We start from the raw sequence: 24,411 nt of genomic DNA, 5'->3' as shown, positions 1-24,411 counted from the left end.
AGCGCAGTGGAAATCTCGAGACACCCTCATTCCAAGGCGGCGGCTGTCGGAAATCGAGCGGTTCTGCGTTCCCGTGAACGGTTCTTGTCAGGCCGTTGCGGGCTTGAAGGTCAGCGCCACGCCGTTGATGCAGTGGCGCAGGCCGGTCGGCGCAGGGCCATCGTCGAAGACATGGCCGAGATGGCCGCCGCAGCGGCGGCAATGCACCTCGACGCGGGTCATGCCGAGCGACCTGTCCTCGGTCTTGCCGATGCCATTGGCGATCTCTTGCCAGAAGCTCGGCCAGCCGGTGCCGGAATCGAATTTCGTCTCGGACGGGTAAACCGGCAGGTCGCAGCCGGCACAGGCGAAGATGCCCTTGCGGTGTTCGTTGAGAAGCGGGCTGGTGCCGGGATATTCGGTGCCTTCCTTGCGCAGAACGTCAAAGGCGGCCGGCGACAAGATGGCCTTCCACTCGGCCTCTGTCTTGGTGACTTCGAATCTTTCGGCGGCCCGCGCGGCCTCAGGTTTGCCCATCCGCAGCATTGTCGCCGCGGCCCCGACGATGCCGATCGTCGCGGCGCCGCTCAAAAGAAAGTCGCGACGGTTCATGACCAGTTCCTCCTGTCGTCTCTTAGCCAACTATGCCGCCAGTCGGAAATCAAAAGCCGGTGACGGGTGAGTTCCCGGAACGGATACTCCGCGCCGTTCCACATCTGAACGGCGCGGAGCGCGTGCCGGTTGCGGATCACGGGAGCGAGACCTGCAACCGACCGAGAGCCCTTGCTGCAACTTCGCCCGCGGCAGGCCCTTTGTTACATCTTGGGCAAGAGAACCTTGTCGATGACGTGGATGACGCCGTTGGATTGTTCGACATCGGCGATCGTCACATTGGCGACATTGCCGTTCTCGTCGGTGACGGTGACCTTGCCGCCCTCGGCCTTGAGCGACAATTCGCAGCCGCCGGCGGTCTTGACCTGATGCGCGCCGCCGTCGGCCTTGGCCATGGCGGCCACATCGGCTCCCATCGCCTTGGCGCCGATGACATGGCAGGCCAGGATCTTGGTGAGCTTGTCCTTGTTCTCGGGCTTGAGCAGCGTCTCGACGGTGCCGGCGGGCAGTGCGGCGAAGGCCTCGTTGGTCGGCGCGAACACGGTGAACGGACCGGCGCCCTGCAAGGTGTCGACCAGGCCGGCAGCCTTGACAGCGGCGACCAGCGTTGTGTGGTCCTTCGAGTTGACGGCGTTCTCGACGATGGTCTTGTTGGCGAACATGGCGGCGCCGCCGACCATCGGATTTTGGGCATAGGCCGCAGTGGCAAGCGCTGAAACGGCGACCGTACCGGCAAGCAAAAGGGTGGCGAATTTACGCATGATGTCAAACTCCTCGGGTTTTTCTCTTCCCATTTTTAGGGACGCGAGGAGATACGGAGCACAAAAGCGAGAGTTTCAGAACGTTCGCAGTTTTTTGTTCCTTCGTGGTGCTGGACGGATTTTTTGTGCGCCAGGATGTTCCTGCCATAGAATCGACAGGTCACGGCAAACGGAGGATAGACTTGAAATATTCTGTTGATCGCTGGCGCGAGATCGGTCGCTCAGATGCTCTTCAAATCGCCTGCGGCAACCACCGGCCCGGTCGGCTGGCCGGTCGGCGAACCGCCTGTCGGTTCGAGGCTGACGGCCAGCACCGCGCCCATGGCGAGCTTTTCCTGCACGGCCGGCGAAATCGCCAGACGTGCCGTCGTACCGGCCGGGATGACGCCCATCGAGACCGGGGCATTCTTGCCTTCGATCATCCACAGTTCGAAGTCCTTGCCGGCGGCGCGCTCGCCGGAAACGTGCGACAGGCTGACGTCATGATGCGCGGCGTCGTAGATGGCGAGATATTTGACGTCGGAGCCGGCGGCGGCAAGCGAGGCGACAAGGCGCGTCTGTGGCTGCACGGCCGGCGGGTTGAGAATGGGCACGGCGATGTAGATCGCCAGCGCGGCAACCGCCGCCGCCGCAAGGCCGCGCCAGAAGGCGAGGCTCGACCACAGCCCACCGCGCGATTCGGCGGGCGTCGCCGCCCCTGACGCAAACAACCGGTGATCTATCGCCGGCTTCACCGAAGCCGGGGGCTCGATTTCCGGATATGCGGCGGCCAGCGGCGAGAGATGAACCTCCCAGCCTTCGACAAGCCGCGCGAAACCGCTTTCCGCGTCGATGCGCCTGGACGCAAGCTGCCGCTCGTCCGCCGGCAGCACGCCGAGAACGTATTCGGCGGCGAGCAAATCGTCGCCTCCACGTTCCGGTCCATTGTCCTCTGCAAGCGTCATCTTTCCAGGCATTCTCTCAGTTTCATCAGGCTGCGGCGCAGCCAGGTACGCATCGTGTTCAGCGGCACACTGTGGCGCTCCGCCAGTTCGGCATAGCTTTCGCCCTTGAGATAGGCGCCCCGGACGGCCGCCGCCCGGTCCTGCTCCAACTCCTCGAGACAATGATGGATGCGTTCGGATTCGTCGCCCGACACCGCCATCGCTTCAGGTCCCGGCGCCGGATCGGCCACGTCGAGCGCGGCGTCGATATCGGCGGCAGGCTTGCGCCGCGCCCTCACGCGATCGATCGCGTGATTGCGCGCGATCGCCACCAGCCAGGAGATCGGACTGAGATCGGAGACGGCAAAACGGTCGGCCTTCGTCCATATCTTGACGAAGACTTCCTGTAGCGCTTCTTCCGCGTCTCCCCGGTCGTTCAATACACGAAGGCACACGCCGAAAAGTTTCGCGCTGGTCTGCCTGTAGAGCAGATCGAAAGCGGCCCGATCCTTCATCGAGGTCCGGACGATCAGCTTGGTGATGTCCTGCGGCGTCATGGCCAGGCAAATTAGGCTGTTGTAATGTGTTTGCAACGGCGGAAATTGACTTGCGGACCTCAAACATCGCGGGTGTCGCCCCGCGCACGCAAACCTTTGATTGCCAAGGAAATCGCCACTGGCTAGCTTGCCGGCAGTGGGGGAACGCGCATGTCGGTCGAACGGATACTTTGGCAAGAAGACGCCACCGGCCTCGCAGGGCTGGTCCGCAAGGGCGAGCTGTCCGCGATCGAGCTGACCGAAGCGGCGATCGCGCGCGCCGAGGCCACAAGGCCGGAAATCAATGCGACCGCCCAGCCGCTCTATGACGCCGCGCGGGCGCGGGCGAAGAGCATCGACCGCTCGCTGCCGCTGGCCGGCGTTCCCTTCGCCATCAAGGATCTCGGCATCGCCATCAAGGGCGTGCCGACGCATGGCGGCAGCCGCATTCCGGCCTGGCTGCCCGACGTCAATTCGGTGATGACCGATCGCTATCTCGCCGCCGGGCTCATTCCGATCGTCACCTCGACGTCGCCGGAACATGGGCTGCGGCTGATGACCGAATCCAGGGCTTTCGGCATCACCCGCAATCCGTGGAACACCGGCCACACCAGCGGCGGCTCATCCGGAGGGTCGGCGGCACTGGTCGCCGCCGGCGTCGTGCCGGTTGCGCATGCCTCCGATGGCGGCGGTTCGATCCGGGTGCCTTCGGCCTGCACCGGGCTTGTCGGGCTCAAGACCTCGCGGGGCCGAATCCCGCTGACGCCCCTGGTGAGCGAAAGCTGGTACGGCATGGTCGTCGACCATGCGGTCACCCGTTCGGTGCGCGATTGCGCACTGCTGCTCGATCTCACCCATGGTCCGGATATTCTGTCGCCCTATGCCGCCCCGCCGCCGAAGGGGACGTTCGCTTCCGCCGCCGCGCGCGATCCCGGCAAGCTCAGGCTCGCCATGTACCGCAAATCGCCGCTCGGCCTGCCGATTTCGACCGAGACGTTGAAAGCACTCGACACGGCGGTGGCGCTCGCCCGCGAGGGCGGCCACACGGTCGAGGAAATCGACCTGCCCTCCATCGGCCGCGAGTTCGTCGCCGACTTCTGCAGGACGGTTGCTTCCGCCGTCGCCGGCACCATGCGGGCCGAAAAGCAGCGCGTCGGCCGTTCCGTGACCGGCGACGTCGAGCGCGCCACGCGGGTGCTCGGCAGGTTGGGTGAATTGGTTTCGGCCGGCGAGACCTATGCCGCGCTGCAGCGGCTGCACGCGGCCTCGCGGCGGGTGATCGAAGAGACCGCGCACTATGACGCCGTGCTGATGCCGATCATCGCCCATCCGCCGCTGACTTGCGGCGCGATGGATCCGAAAGGCGCCGATGAACTCATCGAAAACCTGCTCGACAGGCTTCACCTCACGCCGCTGCTGAAGTTGAGGCCGTTTTTCGGCCAGATGATGGACAAGAGCCTTTGGTTCACCCCGTGGCCGTCGATCCAGAATGTCAGCGGCCAACCGTCGATCGCGCTGCCCGTCCATGTCACCGACGCCGGCCTGCCGCTCGGCATCCAGGCCGCCGGCCGCCCGGGCGATGAGGAGACGCTGCTGTCGCTGGCCGCGCAGATGGAGAAGATCTCGGGCTGGCTCGGCCGCAGGGCGCCGCTGATGGTGCCATCGTGATGGCCCCGGTGGTGCCATCGTGATGACGAGGTCATGAGGCGCTCGAATATGACAGCAAAGCCATTTGCGGCGCGCATCAATTCCCGCTAAGACGCCGCCGTCCTTACCAAGTGCATGTCGCGGGACAACGACATGCAAAAACCAAGTGCATGTCGCCCAAAAGTGCTTCGCGGTTTTGGGACAACGAGATGCATAAAATCAAAAGCCGGGAACCACGCCGATGACGGAGATAACCGCCACCGCCGAGATGCAGGCAGCCCTGCTTTCCAGGGCGCTGCCTTACATGCAGCGCTATGAGAACAAGACGGTCGTGGTGAAATATGGCGGCCACGCCATGGGCGACAGCGAACTCGGCAAGGCCTTCGCGCGCGACATCGCGCTGTTGAAGCAGTCCGGCGTCAACCCGATCGTCGTCCATGGCGGCGGGCCGCAGATCGGCGCCATGCTGACCAAGATGGGCATCGAATCCAAGTTCGAGGGCGGCCTGCGCGTCACCGACCAGAAGACGGTCGAGATCGTCGAGATGGTGCTGGCCGGCTCGATCAACAAGGAGATCGTCGCTCTCATCAATGCCGAGGGCGAATGGGCGATCGGCCTGTGCGGCAAGGACGGCAACATGGTCTTCGCCGAAAAGGCCCGCAAGACGATGATTGATCCGGACTCCAACATCGAGCGGGTGCTCGATCTCGGTTTCGTCGGCGAGCCGGTCGAGGTCGACCGCACGCTGCTCGACCTTCTGGCGCGCTCTGAAATGATCCCGGTGCTGGCGCCGGTGGCGCCCGGCCGCGACGGCCACACCTACAACATCAATGCCGACACCTTCGCCGGCGCCATCGCCGGCGCCTGCAAGGCCTCGCGCCTTTTGTTCCTGACCGATGTGCCGGGCGTGCTCGACAAGAACAAGAAGCTGATCGACGAACTGACCGTTGCCGAGGCCAGGGCGCTGATCCGGGACGGCACGGTCTCGGGCGGCATGATCCCCAAGGTCGAGACCTGCATCGAGGCGATCGAGCGCGGCGTCGAGGGTGTCGTCATCCTCAACGGCAAGACGCCGCATTCGGTGCTGCTCGAACTGTTCACCGAACACGGCGCCGGCACGCTGATCGTGCCCTGAGCGGCCGCCGGCCGGTCAGGCAGGCTTGCGCGCCGGTCGTCGATTCCTCTTCCGCGTCCCGTGGCGCGCCCCCAGAATTCGGCAAGCGTCAGGCCTTTCATGGCGGACCTCCGGGAAATTGGTCCGTGCATGCCGGCCGGCGATGTCGACGCCCGATTGGCCCGTTTCAGCAGTTTGCGTGCAGCTTTTCGGCAGGAATGCCGAAACGAAACGATGTCACCGCCTGAGATGTCCAAGCGGCACGTGGCCGGGTCCCTTGATGTTCTGCAGCACCAATTGCGTATGGACGTCGCGCACGCCCTCGAGCCGCATCAGCCGATGCATGACGAAGGCGTTGAGTTCGTCGACCGACGGCACCATGACATGCAGCAGGAAATCGTGGTCGCCGGTCATCGTCCAGCATGACGACACCTCGTCCATGCGTTGCACCGCGGCAATGAAGCTCTCGGGCGAACCGTCGCTATGGCTGACGAGGCGAACCTGGATGAACACCTCGACCATCAGGCCGACGGCGCGGCGGCTGATCACGGCGGCAAAGCCCTTGATGATGCCGGCATCCTGCAACGCCTCGAAACGCCGCGCGCACGGCGTCGTCGACAGGCCCACCTCCTGCGCCAATTCGGACACAGGCTTGCGTCCGTCGCGTTGCAGCACGTCGAGCATCCTAATCTCGAAATCGTCGAATTGAGGCATTTTCACTCCCCTGATTTATTTTATGAGTGAATGTTATCCCAAATGTTGCGTTCGCGCCATCATCGAAACCGATTTGCCTCGGCAAATCCGGTTAGTCTTGCTGCACGTCAGCCATTCATGATTTGCGAGGAGAAAAGCCATGACGACGATGAGCGTTGCCGAATATGCCCGCGACTGCGCGGCGCAAGGGTTGCGCGGCGACTATTCGGTCTGCCGCGCCGATTTCACCGTGGCGCAGGGCTATGATTATAGTACCGAGGAACAGGCGGTGTGGCGCACGCTCTGCGACCGCCAGACCAAACTGACGCGCAAGCTCGCCCACCACTCCTACCTCGACGGTGTCGAGAAGCTCGGCCTGCTGGACCGCATCCCGGACTTCGACGAGGTCAGCGCCAAGCTGCGTGAGCTGACCGGCTGGGAGATCGTGGCCGTGCCCGGTCTCATTCCGGCCGCACCGTTCTTCGACCACCTCGCCAACCGCCGCTTCCCCGTCACCAACTGGCTGCGCACGAGGCAGGAACTCGACTACATCGTTGAGCCGGACATGTTCCACGATTTCTTCGGCCACGTGCCGGTGCTGTCGCAGCCGGTGTTCGCCGATTTCATGCAGATGTACGGCCGCAAGGCCGGCGACATCATTGCGCTGGGCGGCGACGAGATGATCACCCGGCTCTACTGGTACACGGCCGAATACGGCCTCATCCAGGAGGCCGGCCAGCCGCTGAAGGCCTTTGGCGCCGGCCTGATGTCGTCCTTCACCGAATTGCAGTTCGCCGTCGACGGCAAGGACGCCCACCATGTACCCTTCGACCTGGAAACGGTGATGCGCACCGGCTACGAGATCGACAAGTTCCAGCGGGCCTATTTCGTGCTGCCGTCCTTCGACGCCTTGCGCGACGCCTTCCAGACCGCTGATTTCGAGGCGATCGTCGCCCGCCGCAAGGGCCAGCCGGCGCTCGATCCGGCGACGGTCTGACCCACGCTGGCGAATTCCGCATCGCCGAACATCGTGTTGCAGCGATGCGGAGAGTTTGCCGGCGGAATTGTCAGGCGCCGACCACCTTGCTCAGATGTTCCCCCAGCCGGCAGGCCAGCGCGGTGATCGTCGTCGTCGGGTTGGCCTGACCGGATGTACAGAACACCGATGAGCCGCCGACATAGAGATTGTCCATGCCATGCACCTTGCAGTTGGCGTCCACCACGCTCTTGGTGACGTCGCTACCCATGCGCGTGCCGCCCATATGGTGGTGGCCCGCGGTCTCGTCATCGGTCGGATAGTCCTGATCATTGATGATCCAGTCGGCGATGCGTACGCGGCCGAGATTCTTCTCGATCAACGTCGTGCCGAACAGCCTCAGTCCTTCGAGAAGGGTGCGGCGTTCCAGTTCCGATTTCTGCCAGTGCAGCTCGATGCGCGGCACGCCGGCATGGTCGACTTCGGTCTTTGACAGGTCGATCTGGTTGGCGGCCAGCGGCGCCTGCTCCCAGGCGACATAGAGCTGGGCCGCGCAGCGCAGGTTCTGGCTGAGCTTGGAGGACATCCACTCGGCCATGTTCGGCGCCGTGCAGGCGAGATCGGCGATGAGGTTCTTGACACCCGGATAAGGCGTCTTGATCAGCCTGATCCCGAAATTCATGATCCGCAGGCGCTCCGTCGCGGCAAGCGTCGGCGAGAAGAAGGCCTCGTTGACGGCATCCACCTCGAACTCGCCATAGTTTGACAGGATGGCGTTGCCGCCCTGGAAGGTCGGGTGTTCCATCCAGTAGCGGCCGAGCGCCGTCGCGTTCGGCACCACGCCGCCATTCGAGCGCTGGTTCGACCAAAGCAACAGCCGTGAATTCTCCAGCCCGCCGGTGCAGACGATGAAATAATCGGCGCTGAACGAGCCGGCGTCCTGCCCGTCGGACCACAGTCTGGCGCCCGTCACGCGCCTGCCGTCGCCGGCGAGCGAGGTGGCATAGGTGTTGAGCACGACGGCGATGTTCCGGCTCTTGTCGAGTTCGTCGCCGAACTTTTCGGCAAAGCGCACCGCCGGGCTCTTGATCAATTGCACCCAGCGGATGTCGTCCGAGACCGGCATGTCAGGGCGGAAGTCGGGGAGGTCGAGGATGTCGCGCACTTCCGGCAAATACGGCTCGATGTCGGTGCGGCGGATAGGCCATCCGGTATCCGGCACCCAAGCCTTCGGCTCGAAGTCCTGCTTGTCGAGCACACGGCACCAGCCGGCCCAGTGGTTGGAGCTGCCGCCCATGTATCGCAGCCTTGTGATGTCGAGATCGAAATAGAAATCGCCGACCGTGGCGCCGCGGTAGAAATCCTGCGACTCGTCGCTGAAGTCCCTGGAACCGGCCTCCAGCACCACCACCGGAATGCCCGAGGCGCCAAGCTTGCGGGCAATGGTGGTGCCGGCCGGGCCGGAACCCAGGATGCAGACCCTGGGCTTGAAGTCGGCGGCGCGATACGCCTCGTAGCTGTCGAAGATCATGCCAGGTCACTCCGCTTCAGGATCCAGCCATTGACCTCGACGATCTCGTCCGGGTCGTTTCTGGATGGGTCGGCCCGGGATGGACCGGCATGCGAAGGATCGGCATCAGGCAGCTTGCGGAACAAGGACAGGGCAGGCAGTGCGATCAGCGCCTGCACGATCGTGCGGCGCGATATGTTTTTTATGAAGAAACTCATGACCGGTCTCTCGGGTAAGGGGCCTCGATCCGCATGGCGTTCCCGGAACGACAGTTCCCCGAAACGGAACACGCATCACGACTGAAGCCAGTATCGTGCCAAGCTTGGCAGCAACCCACCAAAACGGCGTGCAAGCGGCACAACCGAATGCAAACAGGGTTAGAGAACCCTTAGCGGGGCCCTGGATTGAGCGTGCGCTGGATCGGCCAGCCTCACGCCGCCTCGGAAAGGTCGGTGTCGAGGATCGCCAGGTTGCGCCCGCGATGCTTGGCTTGATACAGGCGCCTGTCCGCGGCCCGCATCAGCTCCGATACGTTGACGTCTTCGCCGCAGACGGTCCCGCCGATGCTGACGGTCAGCGGAATGGTCCGTTCGTCGACGGGCCGGAAGCGGATCAACTCGACTTCGCGGCGAATGCGTTCGGCAACGCGCTTGGCTTCCTGTTCGGTGGCGCCGACGAGAAACGCGCCGAACTCCTCCCCGCCGATGCGGCCGAGCACATCGCCGCCGCGCACGCCGCGCTCAATGGCGCTGGCGATCAACAGCAGCGCGTCATCGCCGGTCAGGTGGCCAAAACTGTCGTTGACCGCCTTGAAGTGGTCGGCATCGATGATCAGCAGCGCGCCGCGATCGGACTTGCGGCGCGAACCGTCGAGCGCTGCAAAGAAGCTCTCCCGGTTGAGCATGCCGGTCATGTCGTCGCGGCTTGCCTTTTCCGCCAGGCGGCGGTGCGCGGCGGCAAGCTGGGCATGGGCGCGGGCAAGCTCGCGATGCGCGTTTTTCAGCCTGTCGCTCTGCCAGACGGTGCCGGCGCAGGCCGCCCATGCAAGCACCAGCGGACAAAGCGTCGAGGTCAACCAGATCGTCCGGTTGACCGGGAATCCCATGGCCGGAACGATGATCAGCGTCAGCAGGAGAGAGGCGGCGACTGAGGCGAAAGCGATGGCGGCGGATTTCAGAATTATGCTGTTCATCGCTGGCTCCCACAGGACTGTCTCTGTGCCAGCAAGCCCTGAATGTCACCTTTCCGGGATGCTTAAAATTTGAATCGTAAAGCCATTTCTGCCACTCTCGTCGCGTAGAAGTTGTGGATAAAGTTCCTTTCAGTCCCGACGTTTCATGCGATAAGGAGCGCATGACGACGCTCCCTGATCCCGCCCGTTTCGCTCATGTCACCGACTGGGTGTTCGACCTCGACAACACGCTCTATCCGCATCATTCGAATCTGTTTTCGCAGATCGACGTCAAGATGACCGCCTATGTCGGGGAACTGCTGGCGCTGCCGCGCGAGGAGGCGCGCAAGTTGCAGAAGGAGCTTTATCTGGAATACGGCACGACGCTGAACGGGCTGATGACGCGCCACAATATCGATCCCGACGATTTTCTCGAAAAGGTGCATGACATCGACTATTCGTGGCTGGTGCCGGATCCCGTTCTCGGCACCGCCATCCGCCAGCTTCCGGGCCGCAAGTTCATCTTCACCAACGGCGACCGCAGGCATGCCGAACGCACCGCCCGCCAGCTCGGCATCCTTGATCATTTCGACGACATCTTCGACATCGTCGCCGCCGGCCTCAATCCCAAGCCGGCGCGTCAGACCTATGAAAAGTTCGCCGAGCTGCACGCCGTCACCGGCCACAATGCAGTGATGTTCGAGGACCTCGCCCGCAACCTTTCCGTGCCGAAGTCGCTTGGCATGACCACGGTGCTGGTGGTGCCGCGCAATTTCGAACCGACCTTCTCCGAGATATGGGAACGTGATCCCGCCCAGGAAGACGACGTCGACTTCGTCACCGACGATCTTGCCGAGTTCCTGACGGAGATAGTTGTGGGAATAAGGCAGTAGTGAGTAGTGAGTAGGAGCCGCTTGCAGTCTCCACTACTCACTACTCACTACTCACCTAGCTTATAGAATTGGCTGATGATGCCCCATGCCTCGTCGGCGGTGTCGACGAAATCTATGATGTCCTGGTCGCCGGGGCTGATCGTGCCCTGTTCGGCGAGGAAGTCGAGGTCGATCGCCCTTTTCCAGAACGATTTGCCGAACAGGATCACCGGCACGCGTTCCATGCGCCCGGTCTGGATCAGGGTCAGCGTCTCGAAGAACTCGTCCATCGTGCCGAAGCCACCAGGAAACACCGCGACCGCCTTGGCGCGCATGACGAAGTGCATCTTGCGGATAGCGAAATAGTGGAAGTTGAAACAGAGCTCAGGCGTCACATAGGCGTTCGGCGCCTGCTCATGCGGCAAGACGATGTTGAGGCCGATCGAGGGTGCGCCGACATCGTCGGCGCCACGGTTTCCCGCCTCCATCACGCCGGGCCCGCCGCCGGTCACCACCACATATTCCCGGTAGTATGAAGTGGCCGACTGTTGCGAGCAGAGGCGGGCGAATTTGCGCGCCTCCTCGTAATATTTGCTGTTTTCCTCGAGGTTCTTCTTCTGCGTCTCGTTCTTGGCCGCCCAGGCCTCGCCGCCGGGCTCGGGCAGGCGCGCGCCGCCGAACAGGATCACCGTCGAACGGATGCCGCGTTCGGCCAGGATCATTTCCGGTTTCAGGAGTTCCAGCTGCAGGCGCACCGCGCGCAGTTCGCGCCGCGTCATGAAGTCGGGGTCGTTCCACGCCAGCCGGTAGGTTTCGGCGCGCGTCTGCGGCGTGTCCGGCACGCTTTTCGACCGCTCCAGATCCTCGTCCGAGTGCGGCAGCGGCGTCCATCCCGCCTTTTCCATGGGAGTCATCAAATCCACCCGTCCAATTCCCTTAACTGCGCCGTCCCGTGACGCACACGCGATTGACCCCCTTTGAGCCTTAACATAGGGTCCGCGCGACTTTTAGACAGGTTAAGGCTCAGGCCCTTAACAGCTTGGTAATGGAGCGAAATCATGTCGAAGCCCGATCTGGCGAGCCTCGAAAAGACCATCGAGAAGGCTTTCGAGGAACGCGACGCGATTTCGACGGCGACGAGCGGCGAGACGCGAGACGCCATCCAGTCGGCGCTCGACCTGCTCGACCGTGGCGTCGCCCGCGTCGCCGAGCGCCAGCCCGACGGCAAATGGCATGTCAACCAGTGGCTGAAGAAGGCGGTGCTGTTGTCCTTCCGGCTGAACCCGATGGAGATCATCAAGGGTGGTCCCGGCCAGGCGGTGTGGTGGGACAAGGTGCCTTCCAAATTCGACGGCTGGAGCGCCGTCGATTTCGAGAAGGCGGGTTTCCGCGCCGTGCCGTCGTCGGTGGTGCGCCGCTCCGCCTATGTCGCGCCGGGCGCGGTGCTGATGCCGTCCTTCGTCAATGTCGGCGCATATGTCGACTCGGGCACCATGGTCGACACCTGGGCGTCGGTCGGCTCCTGCGCCCAGATCGGCAAGAACGTGCATCTGTCTGGCGGCGTCGGCATCGGCGGCGTGCTGGAGCCGATGCAGGCCGGCCCCACCATCATCGAGGACAATTGCTTCATCGGCGCCCGCTCGGAGGTGGTCGAAGGCTGCATCGTGCGCGAAGGCTCGGTGCTTGGCATGGGCGTCTTCATCGGTCAGTCGACCAAGATCGTCGACCGCGCAACCGGCGAGGTTTTCTATGGCGAAGTGCCGCCGAATTCCGTCGTCGTCGCCGGCACGATGCCGGGCAAGAACGTGCCGGGCGAAAACTGGGGCCCCAGCCTCTATTGCGCCGTCATCGTCAAGCGCGTCGACGCCAAGACCCGGTCCAAGACCTCGATCAACGAATTGTTGCGCGATTGATCTTTCCGCAAAGCGGGCGCACCTTCCGCCGGCGCGACAATCGGTCGCGCTGGTTCAATATGGAGGGGTGATATGGACTGGAAATATCTGCTCACAAGTTTCGACGGCCGCATCAACCGCGCCAAGTTCTGGGCCGGTATCGGCATATTCGTCGCTGTCGGCATCGTTGCCTTCATTCTCGATGCGATCCTCGGCACACGTTTCACCACGGCCAGCGGTGCCCAGATCGGCATCCTCGGCATCCTGTTTGCGCTGGCGTCGATCTATTTCGCGATTGCCCTCTACGCCAAACGCTGGCACGACCGCAACAAGTCGGGCTGGTGGACGTTGATCGGCCTCGTACCCCTTATCGGCGGCATCTGGCTGCTGCTCGAACTCGGCATCCTCGAAGGCACCCGGGGTGCCAATCAATATGGACAGGACCCGCTTGCCTGACAGACCGGATCTCACCTGGCTTTTCTTCAAGACATCGGGCCGCGTCAGTCGCGCGGCCTATTTTCTTGGCGGATTGCTCGTCGCCATTATACAGGCCTTTCCGCTGTACCGTTTCACGCTGGTGCCGGAGGGCTCGGCGGAGAGCAACATGTGGTCGTTCATCTTCTTCGTCGCCTTCATCGCATCGCTTTGGTCGAACATCGCGCTGGCGGTGAAGCGGCTGCATGATTTTGACAAGCCGGGTATCGCCGCGGTGATCCTATTCGTGCCGGTCGTCTCGATCGTCGCCTTCCTTGTCTTGTGCCTGTTTCCAGGGCAGCCTGGGCCCAACCGCTATGGCCGGCGCACCAACGAGCCTGCCCAACCCTGAGGGGCGACCGGCGCCATGCGCTACCGCACGCTCGATCCGGAACTGATCATCGAGACCGCGCAACGGCTCGAAGTGCGCGTCGCCGAGCGTTTTCCCGAGGCGGGCCTGCGCGGCGTCGCCGCCGAGCTAGTGTCCCTTTCGCGCGATCTGGCAAAGGGCGCCAAGGCGCTGGAAGCGCCGATCTGGTGGTTGCGCGGCCTCGTCATTGCCGCTGTCGCCGCCGGCGCACTGATGTTCATCTTCGTCGGCACGGTGCTGCCGTTCGACCGCATTTCCAAACCCGGTGACGCCGTCCAGTCGGTGCAAGGCATCGAAGCCTCGCTCAACATGCTCATCCTCGCCATTGTCGGCTTCCTCGCCTTGATCCGCTCCGAGGAGCGCATCAAGCGCAAGCAGGTCTTTCGCCAGTTGCACGGCCTGCGATCGCTGATCCACGTCATCGACATGCACCAGCTGACCAAGGACCCGGCCGCTCTTTCCACCAGTTTCAAACCGACCACGCATTCGCCGGCCCGTATCACCAAACCCGCCGATCTGGCACGCTACCTCGACTATTGCTCCGAAATGCTGTCGATCACCGGCAAGATCGCGGCCTTGTTCGCCCAGTCGGTCAATGACGACGTGGTTATCGACGGCGTCAACGACATCGAGAACCTGGCATCCAACCTGTCACGCAAGATCTGGCAGAAGATCACGCTGATCGAAGGTCGTCCGGCCGCGCGCTGACCTGCTCCGGCGTCAGGCCGGGCGAGCCATGCCTGCCCGTTTCCGCCTCGCGCACCAAGCCGGCGATCCGTTTGATCGTCGGCGCCGGCGTGCCCGCTTGGTCCGCCAGCCGCAGAATGGCGCCTTGCAATTCGTCGATTTCCGTTCGCCGGCCGCGCTGCAAATCGTCCCACATCGACGAACGCGCCTCAGGATCGATCGCCAGCAAGCGCCGCGCCAGCAGCCTGAACAGCCAGTCCGGCAAGCTGAGCATTTTCGGCAGCAGTGCCGGCCGCAAGCCCGCGATCCGTGCCGGCACGATGCCGGAGGCCTTCATTGCGGCCAGTGCCTCGTCGATCTGGCCGGCCAGGATCAGCCGCCAGCGCCGATCGGACAATTCGGTTGCGAGCGGCAGACCGGAGAGCGCCACCAGCGCATTGTTCAAATTCATCAGCAGCTTGCCCCACAGCACCGCCTTCATGTCGCCATGGGTTTCGACCGCAAGCCCTTCGACACCGAGAAGGCCGACAAGCCCGGCGGCGCCGTCCTCCACCATCACCTTGCCGTCGCTGGCGCGGTGGACGCGCAGCGGCAACTCGCCGTCGGGCGATTGCACGACATTGAACGGCACCATGCCGGCCAGCACCGTTCGGCCGTCAGGCCCGGCTCGCAGCCTGTCGGCATTGTCGACGCCGTTCTGCAGGCTGACCACCACAGCGTCGGGGCGAGCGTGAGCCCTGATGAGCGCGGCCATGTCTTCGGTCGCGCCGCTCTTGACCGTGACCAGGATCACATCCGCCCGCGGCAAGGCGATGGCCGGATCGGTGGTGACGACAAGCGCCTCCGGCTTGATCGGGCGATCGCGGCCTTCGAGGTCGGTGATCCGCAATCCGCCTTGCCGCAACGCCGCCTGGATGCGAGGCCGGGCCAGCAGAATAAGCCGGCGCCCGGCAAGCGACAGGCAGCCGCCGACATAGCAACCGATGCTGCCGGCGCCCGCGATGACGATCGTCTTGTCCGCTTCCACCATCCCGTCGCTCCGCACCGGCACCAACTATACGACATGAAAACCATAATGTCGGCGGTATCGCCGGCCATTGGGCTGGTCGCCATGTCTGGCCGTGACAGGCCCCCTGCTTTCGACTATCGCTTTTGCCATGACGCTGCCGACCGATCCCGCCGAAAACCTCGCCGCTCTTATCCGTTGCGCTTCGGTGACGCCCGCCGAAGGCGGCGCGCTGAGCGCGCTGGAAACAATGCTGAAACCGCTCGGCTTCCTGGTCGATCGGCCGGTGTTTTCCGAGGATGGCACGCCCGATATCGAAAACCTTTATGCACGGCGTTCCGGCAACGGCCGCCATTTGATGTTTGCCGGCCATACCGACGTGGTGCCGGTCGGCGACGAAGCCGCCTGGACGCATCCGCCTTTCGCCGCCGAGATCGCCAATGGCGAGATGTATGGCCGGGGCGCCGTCGACATGAAGGGCGGCATTGCCTGCTTCATCGCCGCCGTGGCGCGCCATGTCGAAACAAATGGCGGCCCAAAAGGTTCGGTCTCGCTGCTGATCACCGGCGACGAGGAAGGCCCGGCCATCAACGGCACGGTCAAGCTGCTCGAATGGGCGGCTTCCAGGGGCGAGAAGTGGGATGCCTCGATCGTCGGCGAGCCGACCAACCCGGACGCGCTGGGCGACATGATCAAGATCGGCCGTCGCGGCTCCATCTCCGGCGCCATCACCGTCAATGGCCGCCAGGGCCATGCCGCTTATCCGCAGCTTGCCGACAATCCGGTGCGCGGGCTGATGAGCCTGGTCGACGCCCTGCTGCATCCTGTCTTCGACAAGGGAACCAGGGATTTCCAGCCGACCAATCTGGAGGTCACCTCCATCGATGTCGGCAACCCGGCCACCAATGTCATCCCGGCCAAGGCGCTAGCTACCTTCAACATCCGCTTCAACGACAGCTGGACGGCGGAGACCGTGCAGGCCGAGATTCACAACCGCCTCGACCAGGCGGCCAAACGCAGGAAATACCGGCAGGCCAAGAAAACGCCGGTCGACTACGATCTCGTCTGGCGCGACCGGCCGAGCCATGTCTTCCTGACCCGCGACGACAGGCTGATCGAGACGCTCGGCGGTTCGATCAAGGCGGTCGTCGGCAAGCAGCCGGCGCTCTCCACCTCCGGCGGCACATCGGATGCGCGCTTCATCAAGGATTACTGCCCGGTGGTCGAGTTCGGCCTGGTCGGCAAGACCATGCACATGGTCGACGAGCGCGTTGCCATTGCCGACCTCGAAACGCTGACGCAGATTTATCAGCGCTTCATCGAAGACTGGTTCGGACAGGACTGAGTAGCATGCTTTCGGCGGATGAAACCCAAGCTTCGCTGACCGGCGCCTGGCGGCTGATGCTGGGAAAGGTCGACGGCTTGCGCCTGCTCGACCTGTCGGCGGATGGTTTCTGGAATTCCTTTTTCGCTATCGTCGTTGCGGCGCCTGCGCTGATCGTCGGCTGGGTCGGCATCGCCAATGAAATCGGCGATCCCGATGCCTTCGCGGGCCGTTTCAGCATGCTGTTGCGTCTGGCGACCGTCGATATCGGCTCCTGGGTGCTGCCGCTGGTCGCGCTCGCGCTAATCGCGCCGCGCGCCGGCATTGGCGGCCGCTTCGTCCATTACGTCGTTGCCAGCAACTGGGCCTCGGCCATCACCGCCTGGCTGATGCTGCCCTCGGCGCTGGCCAGGCTTTTCCTGTCGTCGGCAAGCCAGGTTTCAAGCCTTGTGTCGCTGCTGTTGTTCGCGCTGTCGATGGTGCTGACCTGGCGCATGACCAATGCGACGATCGGCAGGGGCGCGGCGGTGGGCACAGCGGTTTTCGTCGGCATGTTCATCGTGTCGCTGGTGGTGCTGTTCGGCCTTAAGATGCTGCTCGGCATCAGCGTGCCGGACGATGTCGGGCCTCAGAGTCTTTCCGGGCTCATCTCAGGATAGAGCTTTCTCTAGCCCGGATAGAGCTTTCTTTCTCTAGCCCGGATAGAGCTTTCTCTATCCTGGATAGTCGACGCCAACCAGGAAAAGTCCGTCGGGCGGCGCCACCTGGCCGCAGGCTGCACGGTCGCGCGCATCGAGTGCCGTTTTGAGGTCGGCGGCGGTCCAGCCGCCTTCGCCGACGCGCTTGAGCGAGCCGACCATGGAGCGCACCTGGTTGTGCAGGAAGGAGCGCGCCGACGCCCGCACCTCGATCAGGTCACCCGTCCGGCTGACATCGAGCCGCTCCAGCGTTCTGATCGGGCTGTTGGCCTGGCACTGCGTCGAGCGGAAGGTGGTGAAATCATGCCGGCCGAGCAGGATTTTCGCCGCCTCGTGCATGGCGCCCGCGTCGAGCCGCTTCGGCACCCACCAGATCTTGCCCTTTTCCAGCGCCGACGGCGCGCGCCGGTTGAGGATGCGGTAGAGATAGTGTCGGCCGGTGGCTGAAAAGCGCGCGTCGAAGTCCTCCGGGACGATGGTGGCCTTCAGGATGGCGATGCGCGCGCCGGCCGCCTGCAGATGGGCGTTGACGGCATCGCGCACCTTGTCGTCGGGCCACGCCTTGACGAGGTCGACATGTGCCACCTGGGCGGTCGCATGCACGCCGGCATCGGTGCGGCCGGCCGCCCGCAACCGGACCGCCTCGCCGCAGAATTTTTCGATCGCCTGCTCGATCGCCTGCTGCACCGAAGGCTGATCCGCCTGGTGCTGCCAGCCGGCGAACAGGCTGCCGTCATATTCGATGTCGAGGCGAAAACGCGGCATGGCAGACGAGCGCGCGCGCCTAGGCGGCGAGCGCGGTGAACGCCGAGGCGTAGACCAGTCTGCCGGTCTGCGGTGCGTCGCCCCAAGCCAGCGCCTGCAGCGCTTCGCCCTGGTATTTGCTCTCGAACTTCTCGGCGCGAGCGTGGCTGTAGCCGAAACGGCCGTAATAGGCCGGATCGCCCAGCACCACGGCCAGCGTCTCGCCGGCATCCCTGAGGCGGATATGCGCCTCGCGGATGAGCGCGCCGCCAATGCCGCTGCCGTGGAACGAGGGCTCGACCGCCAACGGCGCGAGCGCCACGGCCGCAAAACTCTTGCCGCCGTTCTGGACGAACAGCCGCGAAAACAGGATATGGCCGACCACCTGTCCGTCTTCTTCCGCCACCAGTTCGGCAACGGCATCGCCGCCGGTGACCAGCGCGTCGACCAGCCCGGCCTCCGCCTGCTGGCCGAAAGCGTGCTCCTCGACGAGGCGGATGGCCTCGCGATCCCGCGGCGTCGCCGCGCGTATCGACATCATGCTCATGACAACTTCGTTCCTTTTTCGATCTTGGCCCCGCGCAGGAATTCCGACGCGGCGGCGGGCCTTCCGCCCGCCCGTTGAACTTCGACCAGTCTGACCGCGCCTGTTCCGCAGGCGACCGTCAGCCGGTCATCGAGAATTCCTCCCGACTCGCCGATGCCTTGCGAAAGCGTCGAGCGAAGCAGTTTCAGCCGTTCCACGCGGCCGCCAATTTCAACCTCGCACCAAGCGCCGGGAAAGGGCGACAGGCCGCGAATGTGGTTGTGGACCTCGACCGCAGGCCGTGTCCAATCCACGCGCGTCTCGGACTTATCGATCTTTCTGGCGTAAGTCACCCCTTCCACCGCTTGTGCGGCAAACGCCAGGGCGTCTCCCTCCAGTCCCGCCAGCGCTTCCACAATCAGCGCGGCCCCAATGGTCATCAATCGATCATGCAGATCGCCGGCCGTCATATCGGGTTCGATGGAGCATTTTGCAACCAATCCCACCGGGCCGGTGTCCAGGCCCTCATCCATGCGCATCACCATCATGCCGGTTTCGCGGTCACCGGCCATGATGGCGCGCTGGATGGGGGCGGCGCCGCGCCAGCGCGGCAGAAGCGATGCATGGCCGTTGATGCAGCCAAGCCTGGGCGCCTCGAGAACCGCCTTCGGCAGCAGCAGGCCGTAAGCGACGACCACGGCGACATCGGCCTGTAAGGCACGCAATGCCGCCTGCTCGGCCTCGCCCCTGAGCGATGCCGGCGTACGCACCTCGACGCCCAGCCGTTCCGCCTCGCGCTGCACCGGCGACGGCGTCAATTCCAGGCCGCGCCGTCCGGCGGCGCGCGGCGGCTGCGTGTACACGGCTGAGATATCATGGCCAGCTTCCGCGATCGCGCGCAGCGTCGGCACCGAAAACTCCGGCGTGCCCATGAAGATGACGCGAAGAGGCATTTTCTTCGGATCCTGTCTTGCGCCCCCGCCGTGAGCCGGCTCAGGCATCCGCTTCAAACGGGTTTATGATCCTCAGGTCAAGCCTTCAAAGTCGCGAACATTGCGAGTCGCAAGCGCAGCGTCATGGGCAAGACAAAGCGCGGCAATCATGGCGTCGGAAAGACTGATTGGGCGGCCATTGCTCCCTATCCCACCAACTTGCCGGGCCCCTTGTCCCTGGCGAGCTTCTTGAACTTCTTCACCACCATGTCGCGCTTCAGCTTCGAGATGTGGTCGATGAACAGCACGCCGTTGAGGTGGTCGATCTCGTGCTGCAGGCAGGTCGCCATCAGGCCCTCGGCCTCCATCTCCTGCAACTTGCCGTCGCGGTCGAGATATTTGACCCGAACCGCGGCCGGGCGTTCGACCTCGGCGTAGTAATCCGGGATCGACAGGCAGCCTTCCTCATACACCGATCGAGCGTCGGCGCTTTCCAGGATTTCCGGGTTGATGAAGACGTGCGGCGCCGGGGTCTCGTCTTCCTTGGCGAGATCGATGACCAGCATGCGCAGCGGCTCGCCGACCTGGATTGCTGCGAGCCCGATGCCGGGCGCGTCATACATGGTCGCCAGCATGTCGTCGGCCAGTTCGCGCAAAGGCGCATCGACGCGCTCCACCGGCTTGGAAACCTGGCGCAGGACGGGATCGGGAAGGATGATGAGCGGCTTGATCGGCATGGCGTTCCACCTAAGACGTCCAGCGAAAAGCGTCAACCGGTGCGCTTGAACGGCGTTCACGTTTTGATCTGTGCCGGCCGCGCGAATCGGCTATGCTGTCCCCATGAACGATCTGAGCACCATCCTTTCCGAACCTGTCGCGCGGCTTGGCGCAACCACCATCACGCTCGGCCATGCCTTGGCGTTCGGCGCCTTGCTGTTTCTCGGCCTGTTCGTGGCGCTTGTCGTCGCGCTGTGGCGGTCGGCCAAGGCGCGCGCCGTCGCCGCCGCGGAAGCCGCCGACCATGCCCGCGACGCCGAGGCGCGGATGGCTGGCATTCTGCAAAGCCAGGCGGAGATGCAGGGCCGCATGGGGGCGATCGCCGAAGTGTTCGGGGCACGGCAGGCGGAGCTGACGCAGTCGATCGGCCAGCGACTGGACGCCATGACCGGCCGCATCGGCCAGACCATGACCGAGCAGACCAAATCCACGCATGAAAACCTGGCCAGGCTGCAGGAGCGCCTGGCGGTCATCGACACCGCGCAAGGCAACATCCAGGCCCTCGCCGGCCAGGTCGTGCAGCTGCAGGCGATCCTCTCCAACAAGCAGACGCGCGGCGCCTTCGGCCAATCGCGCATGGAGGCGATCGTCGCCGACGGCCTGCCGCACGGCGCCTACGAATTTCAGGCGACGCTGTCGAACGGCAGCCGGCCCGATTGCCTGGTGAAGATGCCGAACGGCGCGCCATCGCTCGCCATCGACGCAAAGTTTCCGCTGGAAGCCTGGAACGCCATCCGCGCCGCCGACGGCGCCGACCTGCAGAAGGTAGCCGCCCAGGCGTTCCGGCGCGACATCGAGGTTCATATCCGCGATATCGCGGAAAAATACCTGCTCCGGGGCGAGACGCAGGATACCGCCTTCATGTTCGTGCCGTCGGAATCGGTATTCGCCGAAATTCACGAGAATTTCGAGGCGATCATCCAGAAGGCGCACCGCTCCCGCGTCGTCATCGTCTCGCCGTCACTGCTGATGCTGTCGATCCAGGTCATCCAGGCCATTCTCAAGGATGCCCGCATGCGCGAGCAGGCACACCTGATCCAGGGCGAAGTGATCCGGCTGATGGAGGATGTCGCGCGGGTCGACGAGCGGGTGCGCAAATTGCAGGTCCATTTCGGCCAGTCGGCCAAGGACATCGACGACATTCTCGTCTCGACGTCGAAGGTGACCAAGCGCGGCCAGAAGATCGAGGCGCTGGAGTTTGGCGAAAGCGAAGCCGAGCCGCCGCGCGGCGACAAGACCGAAACGGCGACGCGCGTTGCCGATTCCAAGACCGGGCAGCTCAGGCTGCGGGTCGTCGAGGACGGCGACTGATTTCGGCCGAAGGAGCGCTACTGCTCCTCGATGGTCGCCATGCCCTGAAATTCCGGCAGCCAATGCAGCGCCGAGCGGTGCCAGCTCTGTCGTCGCGGAACCAACTCGTCGCGTTGCCGCGCCGTGCCGACCCGGATGCCATAAACCTTCGGTCCATCTCCAACCGACGTGGCGTAGAGATGCGAGCCGCACTCGCCGCAAAAGCCCTGCGCGCGTTTGGCGCCGCTGGACCCGGTCTTGATATAGACCTTCGGTGCGCCCTTGGTGGTCCGGTAGCGGTCTTCCGGAGCGCCCACAGTCACTCGAAAAGCCGTTCCGGTCAGTTGTTGGCAATCGGTGCAGTGGCAGATTCCGGTGTTTTCCGGGTCGACCTCCGCTTCGTAGGTGATGGCGCCGCAATGGCATCCGCCGTCGATCTTCATTGTCTTCCTCCTCCTGTCTCACCAGCATCTTAGCCGGCCCGGTCCGGCTCGTCTCCTGACGCGGCTTCGACGATCTTGCGACGCTTTTCCCAGGTGCCGGTCGTCTGCGGCTTGACGAACAGCCGGGCGATCTCCGGCATCTCGTTCTTCAGCCGCGCCTCGAGGCGCTCGACGCAGGCTTCGATTTCAGGCGCCGTCAGGTGATCCTCGAACTCGATGCTCAGGGCGGCGACGATCTCCTCCGGTCCCATGTGAACGGTCAGCACGCCGTTCGCCTGCTGCACCGCAGGATCCTTCTGGACGATGGCGAGCACTTGTCTCTGCACCTCGGGCGATGCCGGCTCGCCGATCAGCAGGCCCTTGCTTTCGCGTGCCAGGAAGATCGCCGTCGCGCCGAGGATGAGCGCGATGCCGATTGAAGCGGCGCCGTCGAGCTTCGGCATCTCAAGCAATTCCGCCGCCAAGATGCCGGCAAAGGCGACGACGAGGCCGAGAAGGGCGGCGCTGTCCTCGAAGAGCACGGTGTAGACGCTTGGATCCTTGCTCGATTGCACGGCTTGCAGCCAGCCCTGCTGGCCCTTCTGCCGGCGGAATTCCCTCAGCGCCACCAGCCAGGAGCTGCCTTCGAACAGGAAGGACAGACCGAGAACGATGTAGTTGACCTTGGCGTTGGCGATCGGTTCCGGCGCCATGATGTGGATGATACCCTCGTAGAACGACACGCCCGCGCCCAGCGCGAAGACGAGAAGTGCCACGATGAAGCTCCAGAAATAGAGTTCGCGGCCGTGACCGAGCGGATGCGTGCGGTCGGCCGGGCGTGCTGCACGACGCATGCCGTAGAGCAGCAGGCCGCCATTGCCTGTATCGACCAGCGAATGCACGCCTTCCGACAGCATCGCCGAGCTGCCGGTGAAGAAAGCGGCGGCGAATTTGGTTACAGCGATGGCCAGATTGCCGGCCAGCGCCGCATAGATGACCTTTCGAGAGCCGCCGTGCCCCGCCATCGCTTTCTCGCCTTGCTCGATGAGGCGAAGCTTAGCGGCCCGCCCGCCGAAGCTCCATAGCTATCGGCAATACACGGCCATCGACCGTCAGTCCGTGCCTGCGTGTGGAGCCCGTGCGGATCCACGAAACCGGTTGACAGCCATCCGCGCCCTGCGACCAGCTGGAAACAGCCCCTTGCTTACCGGCGTTTCTCTTGTTTCACTTCGTTTCCCGCAATTGGAGGAACGAATCATGGCTAAAGGTGCGATGAAGGCAGGCAAGGAAGCCCGCAAGCCGAAGAAGGACGCCAAGAAGCCCGTACCCGCTCCGGTCCTGAAGGCGCCGCCGGTCAAGGCAACGAGGCTCAAGGAAAAGTAAGCCTCGGTAGCCTCGGCACGGCGAGATTTCACCGGCGGCATTCGAGTGTGTCGCCGGCAGGCTGCTGATCGGACGTTTGGGCAGCTCTATGTGTGTGGCGCGGGGACGGCCCGCACCTCCCAGAAATTCGGCCGGACGACCCGTCCATTGAGCACGCGAGAACCGGGTTTCATTTCGGCTTGGTGCTTGGCTGATTGCGCATCGGATTGTCCGAAATCCGGACGCTTTTCGGCCCGATGCTGGTGGAGCGTTCCCGTGTCATGGATCTTGCTGTTTTGCGCCGGCCTGTTCGAGATCGGCTGGGCGATCGGCCTCAAATACACCGACGGATTCACCAGGCTGGTCCCGACCGTGCTTACGGTAGCCTCGATGATCGTCAGTCTCACTCTGCTCGGCTTGGCGTTGAAAGCTCTTCCCGTCGGCACCGCCTATGCGGTGTGGACCGGCATCGGCACCGTCGGCACGGCACTGCTCGGCATCTGGCTGCTCGGCGAGCCAGCCACCGCGATCAGGCTGGCCTGCATCGCGCTGATCGTCTGCGGTATCATGGGATTGAAGTTCGCCGCCTGATCATACGACAAACGCCTTCAGGGCCGCTGCGAGGCGACCCTGAGTCTCGAAGCAGATTGCTCCGGTAACCTGAAGGCTAGCGGGCGGAGAAGCCTGGAGGCGTTCTGCCGGTGCGCTGCTTGCGCGCCGCATAACGCGCGTCGCGCTTGGCCTTGCGTTCGGCTTCGTCGGCCAGAAAACGGGCGATACGCTCGTTTTCTTCGGCTTCCCGAATCTTGGCTTCAGCCTGTGCTGCCTCTTCGGCCGCGATGCGTGCCGCTTCGGCTGCTGCCTCGCGCTCGGCCTTCTCGACCGCTTCGCGTGCCAGCTTTTCCTGTTTCAGCCTGGCCTTCTCGGCCTCGCGGATTTCGCGGGCCGCGAGGATAGCCTTGCGTTCTGCCTGCCGTGCCAGCACTGCGGGATCGTCCGCGGCCGGCTTTGCCTTGAAGCGCTCGAGAAGCGCCTTCTTTGCCTCGTTTGCGGCGTTGCGCCGCTCGAAAACGTCTTTTTCCCTGTAAATAGCCAAGTCCACTTCCCTAGAGT

Annotated in this window: 30 protein-coding genes and 1 pseudogene; 13 read left to right on the top strand and 18 right to left on the bottom strand. The window is 63.9% G+C overall.

What is annotated here, in order from left to right; translation table 11 throughout:
• Positions 1-87: 87 nt before the first annotated feature.
• The 4 genes from msrB to NKJ26_RS07720 form a co-directional block, all read right to left on the bottom strand.
• Positions 88-591, bottom strand: coding sequence for a peptide-methionine (R)-S-oxide reductase MsrB (msrB, locus tag NKJ26_RS07735; RefSeq protein ID WP_352694799.1), 504 nt, complete (start codon positions 589-591; stop codon positions 88-90).
• Between the two features lie 203 nt (positions 592-794).
• Positions 795-1,352: a fasciclin domain-containing protein gene (locus tag NKJ26_RS07730; protein ID WP_352603437.1), complete on the bottom strand. Its 558-nt coding sequence runs from the start codon at positions 1,350-1,352 to the stop codon at positions 795-797.
• 221 nt (positions 1,353-1,573) lie between these two features.
• Positions 1,574-2,296 carry an anti-sigma factor gene (locus tag NKJ26_RS07725; protein ID WP_352694902.1) on the bottom strand — a complete coding sequence of 241 codons (723 nt, stop codon included), beginning with the start codon at positions 2,294-2,296 and terminating at the stop codon, positions 1,574-1,576.
• Positions 2,293-2,832 carry a sigma-70 family RNA polymerase sigma factor gene (locus NKJ26_RS07720; RefSeq protein ID WP_352603503.1) on the bottom strand — a complete coding sequence of 180 codons (540 nt, stop codon included), beginning with the start codon at positions 2,830-2,832 and terminating at the stop codon, positions 2,293-2,295. Before NKJ26_RS07720 ends, NKJ26_RS07725 begins: the two co-directional genes overlap by 4 nt.
• 150 nt (positions 2,833-2,982) lie before the next feature.
• Between NKJ26_RS07720 and NKJ26_RS07715 the strand changes: the two genes are divergently transcribed.
• Positions 2,983-4,479, top strand: a complete 1,497-nt coding sequence (locus tag NKJ26_RS07715) for an amidase (RefSeq protein WP_352694798.1) — start codon at positions 2,983-2,985, stop codon at positions 4,477-4,479.
• Positions 4,480-4,699: 220 nt separating this feature from the next.
• Positions 4,700-5,593, top strand: coding sequence for an acetylglutamate kinase (gene argB, locus NKJ26_RS07710; RefSeq protein ID WP_352603441.1), 894 nt, complete (start codon positions 4,700-4,702; stop codon positions 5,591-5,593).
• A 216-nt stretch (positions 5,594-5,809) separates the two neighbouring features.
• Here the strand turns inward: argB and NKJ26_RS07705 are convergent, their stop codons facing one another.
• Positions 5,810-6,286, bottom strand: coding sequence for an Lrp/AsnC family transcriptional regulator (locus NKJ26_RS07705; RefSeq protein WP_352603443.1), 477 nt, complete (start codon positions 6,284-6,286; stop codon positions 5,810-5,812).
• Between the two features lie 139 nt (positions 6,287-6,425).
• On the opposite strand from NKJ26_RS07705, the gene phhA reads away from it, so the two are divergent.
• Complete coding sequence (gene phhA / locus NKJ26_RS07700) at positions 6,426-7,262, top strand: phenylalanine 4-monooxygenase (protein ID WP_352694797.1); 837 nt, start codon at positions 6,426-6,428, stop codon at positions 7,260-7,262.
• A gap of 70 nt (positions 7,263-7,332) precedes the next feature.
• Here phhA and NKJ26_RS07695 read toward each other — a convergent pair whose 3' ends face one another.
• The 3 genes from NKJ26_RS07695 to NKJ26_RS07685 all read right to left on the bottom strand — a co-directional run bounded on the left by NKJ26_RS07695 (position 7,333) and on the right by NKJ26_RS07685 (position 9,943).
• The gene (locus NKJ26_RS07695; RefSeq protein ID WP_352694796.1) at positions 7,333-8,772 is read right to left on the bottom strand and encodes a GMC oxidoreductase; all 1,440 of its coding nucleotides are present in this window, start codon (positions 8,770-8,772) and stop codon (positions 7,333-7,335) included.
• On the bottom strand, positions 8,769-8,969 hold the full coding sequence (locus NKJ26_RS07690; RefSeq protein ID WP_352694795.1) for a hypothetical protein: 201 nt from the start codon (positions 8,967-8,969) through the stop codon (positions 8,769-8,771). Before NKJ26_RS07690 ends, NKJ26_RS07695 begins: the two co-directional genes overlap by 4 nt.
• A gap of 212 nt (positions 8,970-9,181) precedes the next feature.
• Positions 9,182-9,943 carry a GGDEF domain-containing protein gene (locus NKJ26_RS07685; protein ID WP_352603451.1) on the bottom strand — a complete coding sequence of 254 codons (762 nt, stop codon included), beginning with the start codon at positions 9,941-9,943 and terminating at the stop codon, positions 9,182-9,184.
• A 161-nt stretch (positions 9,944-10,104) separates the two neighbouring features.
• On the opposite strand from NKJ26_RS07685, the gene NKJ26_RS07680 reads away from it, so the two are divergent.
• A complete protein-coding gene (locus tag NKJ26_RS07680) occupies positions 10,105-10,815 on the top strand; it encodes a pyrimidine 5'-nucleotidase (protein WP_352603453.1) in 711 nt (236 codons plus the stop codon).
• A 47-nt stretch (positions 10,816-10,862) separates the two neighbouring features.
• On the opposite strand, the gene NKJ26_RS07675 is transcribed toward NKJ26_RS07680, so the two are convergent.
• A complete protein-coding gene (locus NKJ26_RS07675) occupies positions 10,863-11,708 on the bottom strand; it encodes an LOG family protein (protein ID WP_352603455.1) in 846 nt (281 codons plus the stop codon).
• Between the two features lie 144 nt (positions 11,709-11,852).
• On the opposite strand from NKJ26_RS07675, the gene dapD reads away from it, so the two are divergent.
• The 4 genes from dapD (at position 11,853) to NKJ26_RS07655 (ending at position 14,238) form a co-directional block, all read left to right on the top strand.
• Positions 11,853-12,707: a 2,3,4,5-tetrahydropyridine-2,6-dicarboxylate N-succinyltransferase gene (dapD, locus tag NKJ26_RS07670; protein WP_352694794.1), complete on the top strand. Its 855-nt coding sequence runs from the start codon at positions 11,853-11,855 to the stop codon at positions 12,705-12,707.
• 72 nt (positions 12,708-12,779) lie between these two features.
• Positions 12,780-13,142, top strand: coding sequence for a DUF805 domain-containing protein (locus NKJ26_RS07665; RefSeq protein ID WP_352694793.1), 363 nt, complete (start codon positions 12,780-12,782; stop codon positions 13,140-13,142).
• Positions 13,120-13,512 carry a DUF805 domain-containing protein gene (locus NKJ26_RS07660; RefSeq protein WP_081689702.1) on the top strand — a complete coding sequence of 131 codons (393 nt, stop codon included), beginning with the start codon at positions 13,120-13,122 and terminating at the stop codon, positions 13,510-13,512. Before NKJ26_RS07665 ends, NKJ26_RS07660 begins: the two co-directional genes overlap by 23 nt.
• A gap of 15 nt (positions 13,513-13,527) precedes the next feature.
• A complete protein-coding gene (locus tag NKJ26_RS07655) occupies positions 13,528-14,238 on the top strand; it encodes a hypothetical protein (RefSeq protein WP_352694792.1) in 711 nt (236 codons plus the stop codon).
• On the opposite strand, the gene NKJ26_RS07650 is transcribed toward NKJ26_RS07655, so the two are convergent.
• Positions 14,204-15,247 carry a 2-dehydropantoate 2-reductase gene (locus NKJ26_RS07650; protein WP_352694791.1) on the bottom strand — a complete coding sequence of 348 codons (1,044 nt, stop codon included), beginning with the start codon at positions 15,245-15,247 and terminating at the stop codon, positions 14,204-14,206. The genes NKJ26_RS07655 and NKJ26_RS07650 overlap by 35 nt on opposite strands.
• 127 nt (positions 15,248-15,374) lie before the next feature.
• Here NKJ26_RS07650 and dapE point away from each other — a divergent pair, with 127 nt between their 5' ends.
• Positions 15,375-16,568, top strand: a complete 1,194-nt coding sequence (gene dapE, locus NKJ26_RS07645) for a succinyl-diaminopimelate desuccinylase (RefSeq protein ID WP_352603461.1) — start codon at positions 15,375-15,377, stop codon at positions 16,566-16,568.
• Between the two features lie 5 nt (positions 16,569-16,573).
• The gene (locus tag NKJ26_RS07640; protein WP_352694790.1) at positions 16,574-17,206 is read left to right on the top strand and encodes a transporter; all 633 of its coding nucleotides are present in this window, start codon (positions 16,574-16,576) and stop codon (positions 17,204-17,206) included.
• A gap of 54 nt (positions 17,207-17,260) precedes the next feature.
• On the opposite strand, the gene truA is transcribed toward NKJ26_RS07640, so the two are convergent.
• From truA to def, 5 genes and pseudogenes are all read right to left on the bottom strand, one after another.
• Positions 17,261-18,010, bottom strand: coding sequence for a tRNA pseudouridine(38-40) synthase TruA (truA, locus tag NKJ26_RS07635; RefSeq protein WP_352603465.1), 750 nt, complete (start codon positions 18,008-18,010; stop codon positions 17,261-17,263).
• Between the two features lie 19 nt (positions 18,011-18,029).
• Complete coding sequence (locus tag NKJ26_RS07630) at positions 18,030-18,536, bottom strand: GNAT family N-acetyltransferase (protein ID WP_027028316.1); 507 nt, start codon at positions 18,534-18,536, stop codon at positions 18,030-18,032.
• Positions 18,533-19,468, bottom strand: coding sequence for a methionyl-tRNA formyltransferase (gene fmt, locus NKJ26_RS07625; RefSeq protein ID WP_352603467.1), 936 nt, complete (start codon positions 19,466-19,468; stop codon positions 18,533-18,535). The genes NKJ26_RS07630 and fmt overlap by 4 nt, the downstream gene beginning before the upstream one ends.
• Positions 19,469-19,508: 40 nt before the next feature.
• Positions 19,509-19,645, bottom strand: a pseudogene (locus NKJ26_RS07620) (type II toxin-antitoxin system VapC family toxin); the annotation flags it as partial.
• 8 nt (positions 19,646-19,653) lie between these two features.
• The gene (gene def, locus NKJ26_RS07615; protein WP_352603469.1) at positions 19,654-20,184 is read right to left on the bottom strand and encodes a peptide deformylase; all 531 of its coding nucleotides are present in this window, start codon (positions 20,182-20,184) and stop codon (positions 19,654-19,656) included.
• Positions 20,185-20,287: 103 nt separating this feature from the next.
• Between def and NKJ26_RS07610 the strand changes: the two genes are divergently transcribed.
• Complete coding sequence (locus NKJ26_RS07610; protein ID WP_352603471.1) at positions 20,288-21,535, top strand: DNA recombination protein RmuC; 1,248 nt, start codon at positions 20,288-20,290, stop codon at positions 21,533-21,535.
• Positions 21,536-21,552: 17 nt separating this feature from the next.
• Here the strand turns inward: NKJ26_RS07610 and NKJ26_RS07605 are convergent, their stop codons facing one another.
• Entirely contained in the window at positions 21,553-21,957 is a 405-nt protein-coding gene (locus tag NKJ26_RS07605; protein ID WP_352694789.1) for a GFA family protein, read from the bottom strand.
• Between the two features lie 29 nt (positions 21,958-21,986).
• Positions 21,987-22,961: a cation diffusion facilitator family transporter gene (locus tag NKJ26_RS07600; protein WP_352694788.1), complete on the bottom strand. Its 975-nt coding sequence runs from the start codon at positions 22,959-22,961 to the stop codon at positions 21,987-21,989.
• A 232-nt stretch (positions 22,962-23,193) separates the two neighbouring features.
• Between NKJ26_RS07600 and NKJ26_RS07595 the strand changes: the two genes are divergently transcribed.
• Both NKJ26_RS07595 and sugE read left to right on the top strand, forming a co-directional pair.
• Positions 23,194-23,319, top strand: coding sequence for a hypothetical protein (locus tag NKJ26_RS07595; RefSeq protein WP_352603477.1), 126 nt, complete (start codon positions 23,194-23,196; stop codon positions 23,317-23,319).
• A 255-nt stretch (positions 23,320-23,574) separates the two neighbouring features.
• Complete coding sequence (gene sugE, locus NKJ26_RS07590) at positions 23,575-23,889, top strand: quaternary ammonium compound efflux SMR transporter SugE (protein ID WP_352694787.1); 315 nt, start codon at positions 23,575-23,577, stop codon at positions 23,887-23,889.
• Between the two features lie 76 nt (positions 23,890-23,965).
• Here sugE and NKJ26_RS07585 read toward each other — a convergent pair whose 3' ends face one another.
• Positions 23,966-24,394: a DUF6481 family protein gene (locus NKJ26_RS07585; RefSeq protein ID WP_352603479.1), complete on the bottom strand. Its 429-nt coding sequence runs from the start codon at positions 24,392-24,394 to the stop codon at positions 23,966-23,968.
• Positions 24,395-24,411: the final 17 nt, after the last annotated feature.

This window comes from Mesorhizobium sp. M0152 (genome assembly GCF_040322415.1).
Lineage (GTDB): Bacteria > Pseudomonadota > Alphaproteobacteria > Rhizobiales > Rhizobiaceae > Mesorhizobium.
Note: the sequence above shows the minus strand (reverse complement) of the source record. Positions and strands in the feature narration are given on the sequence as shown.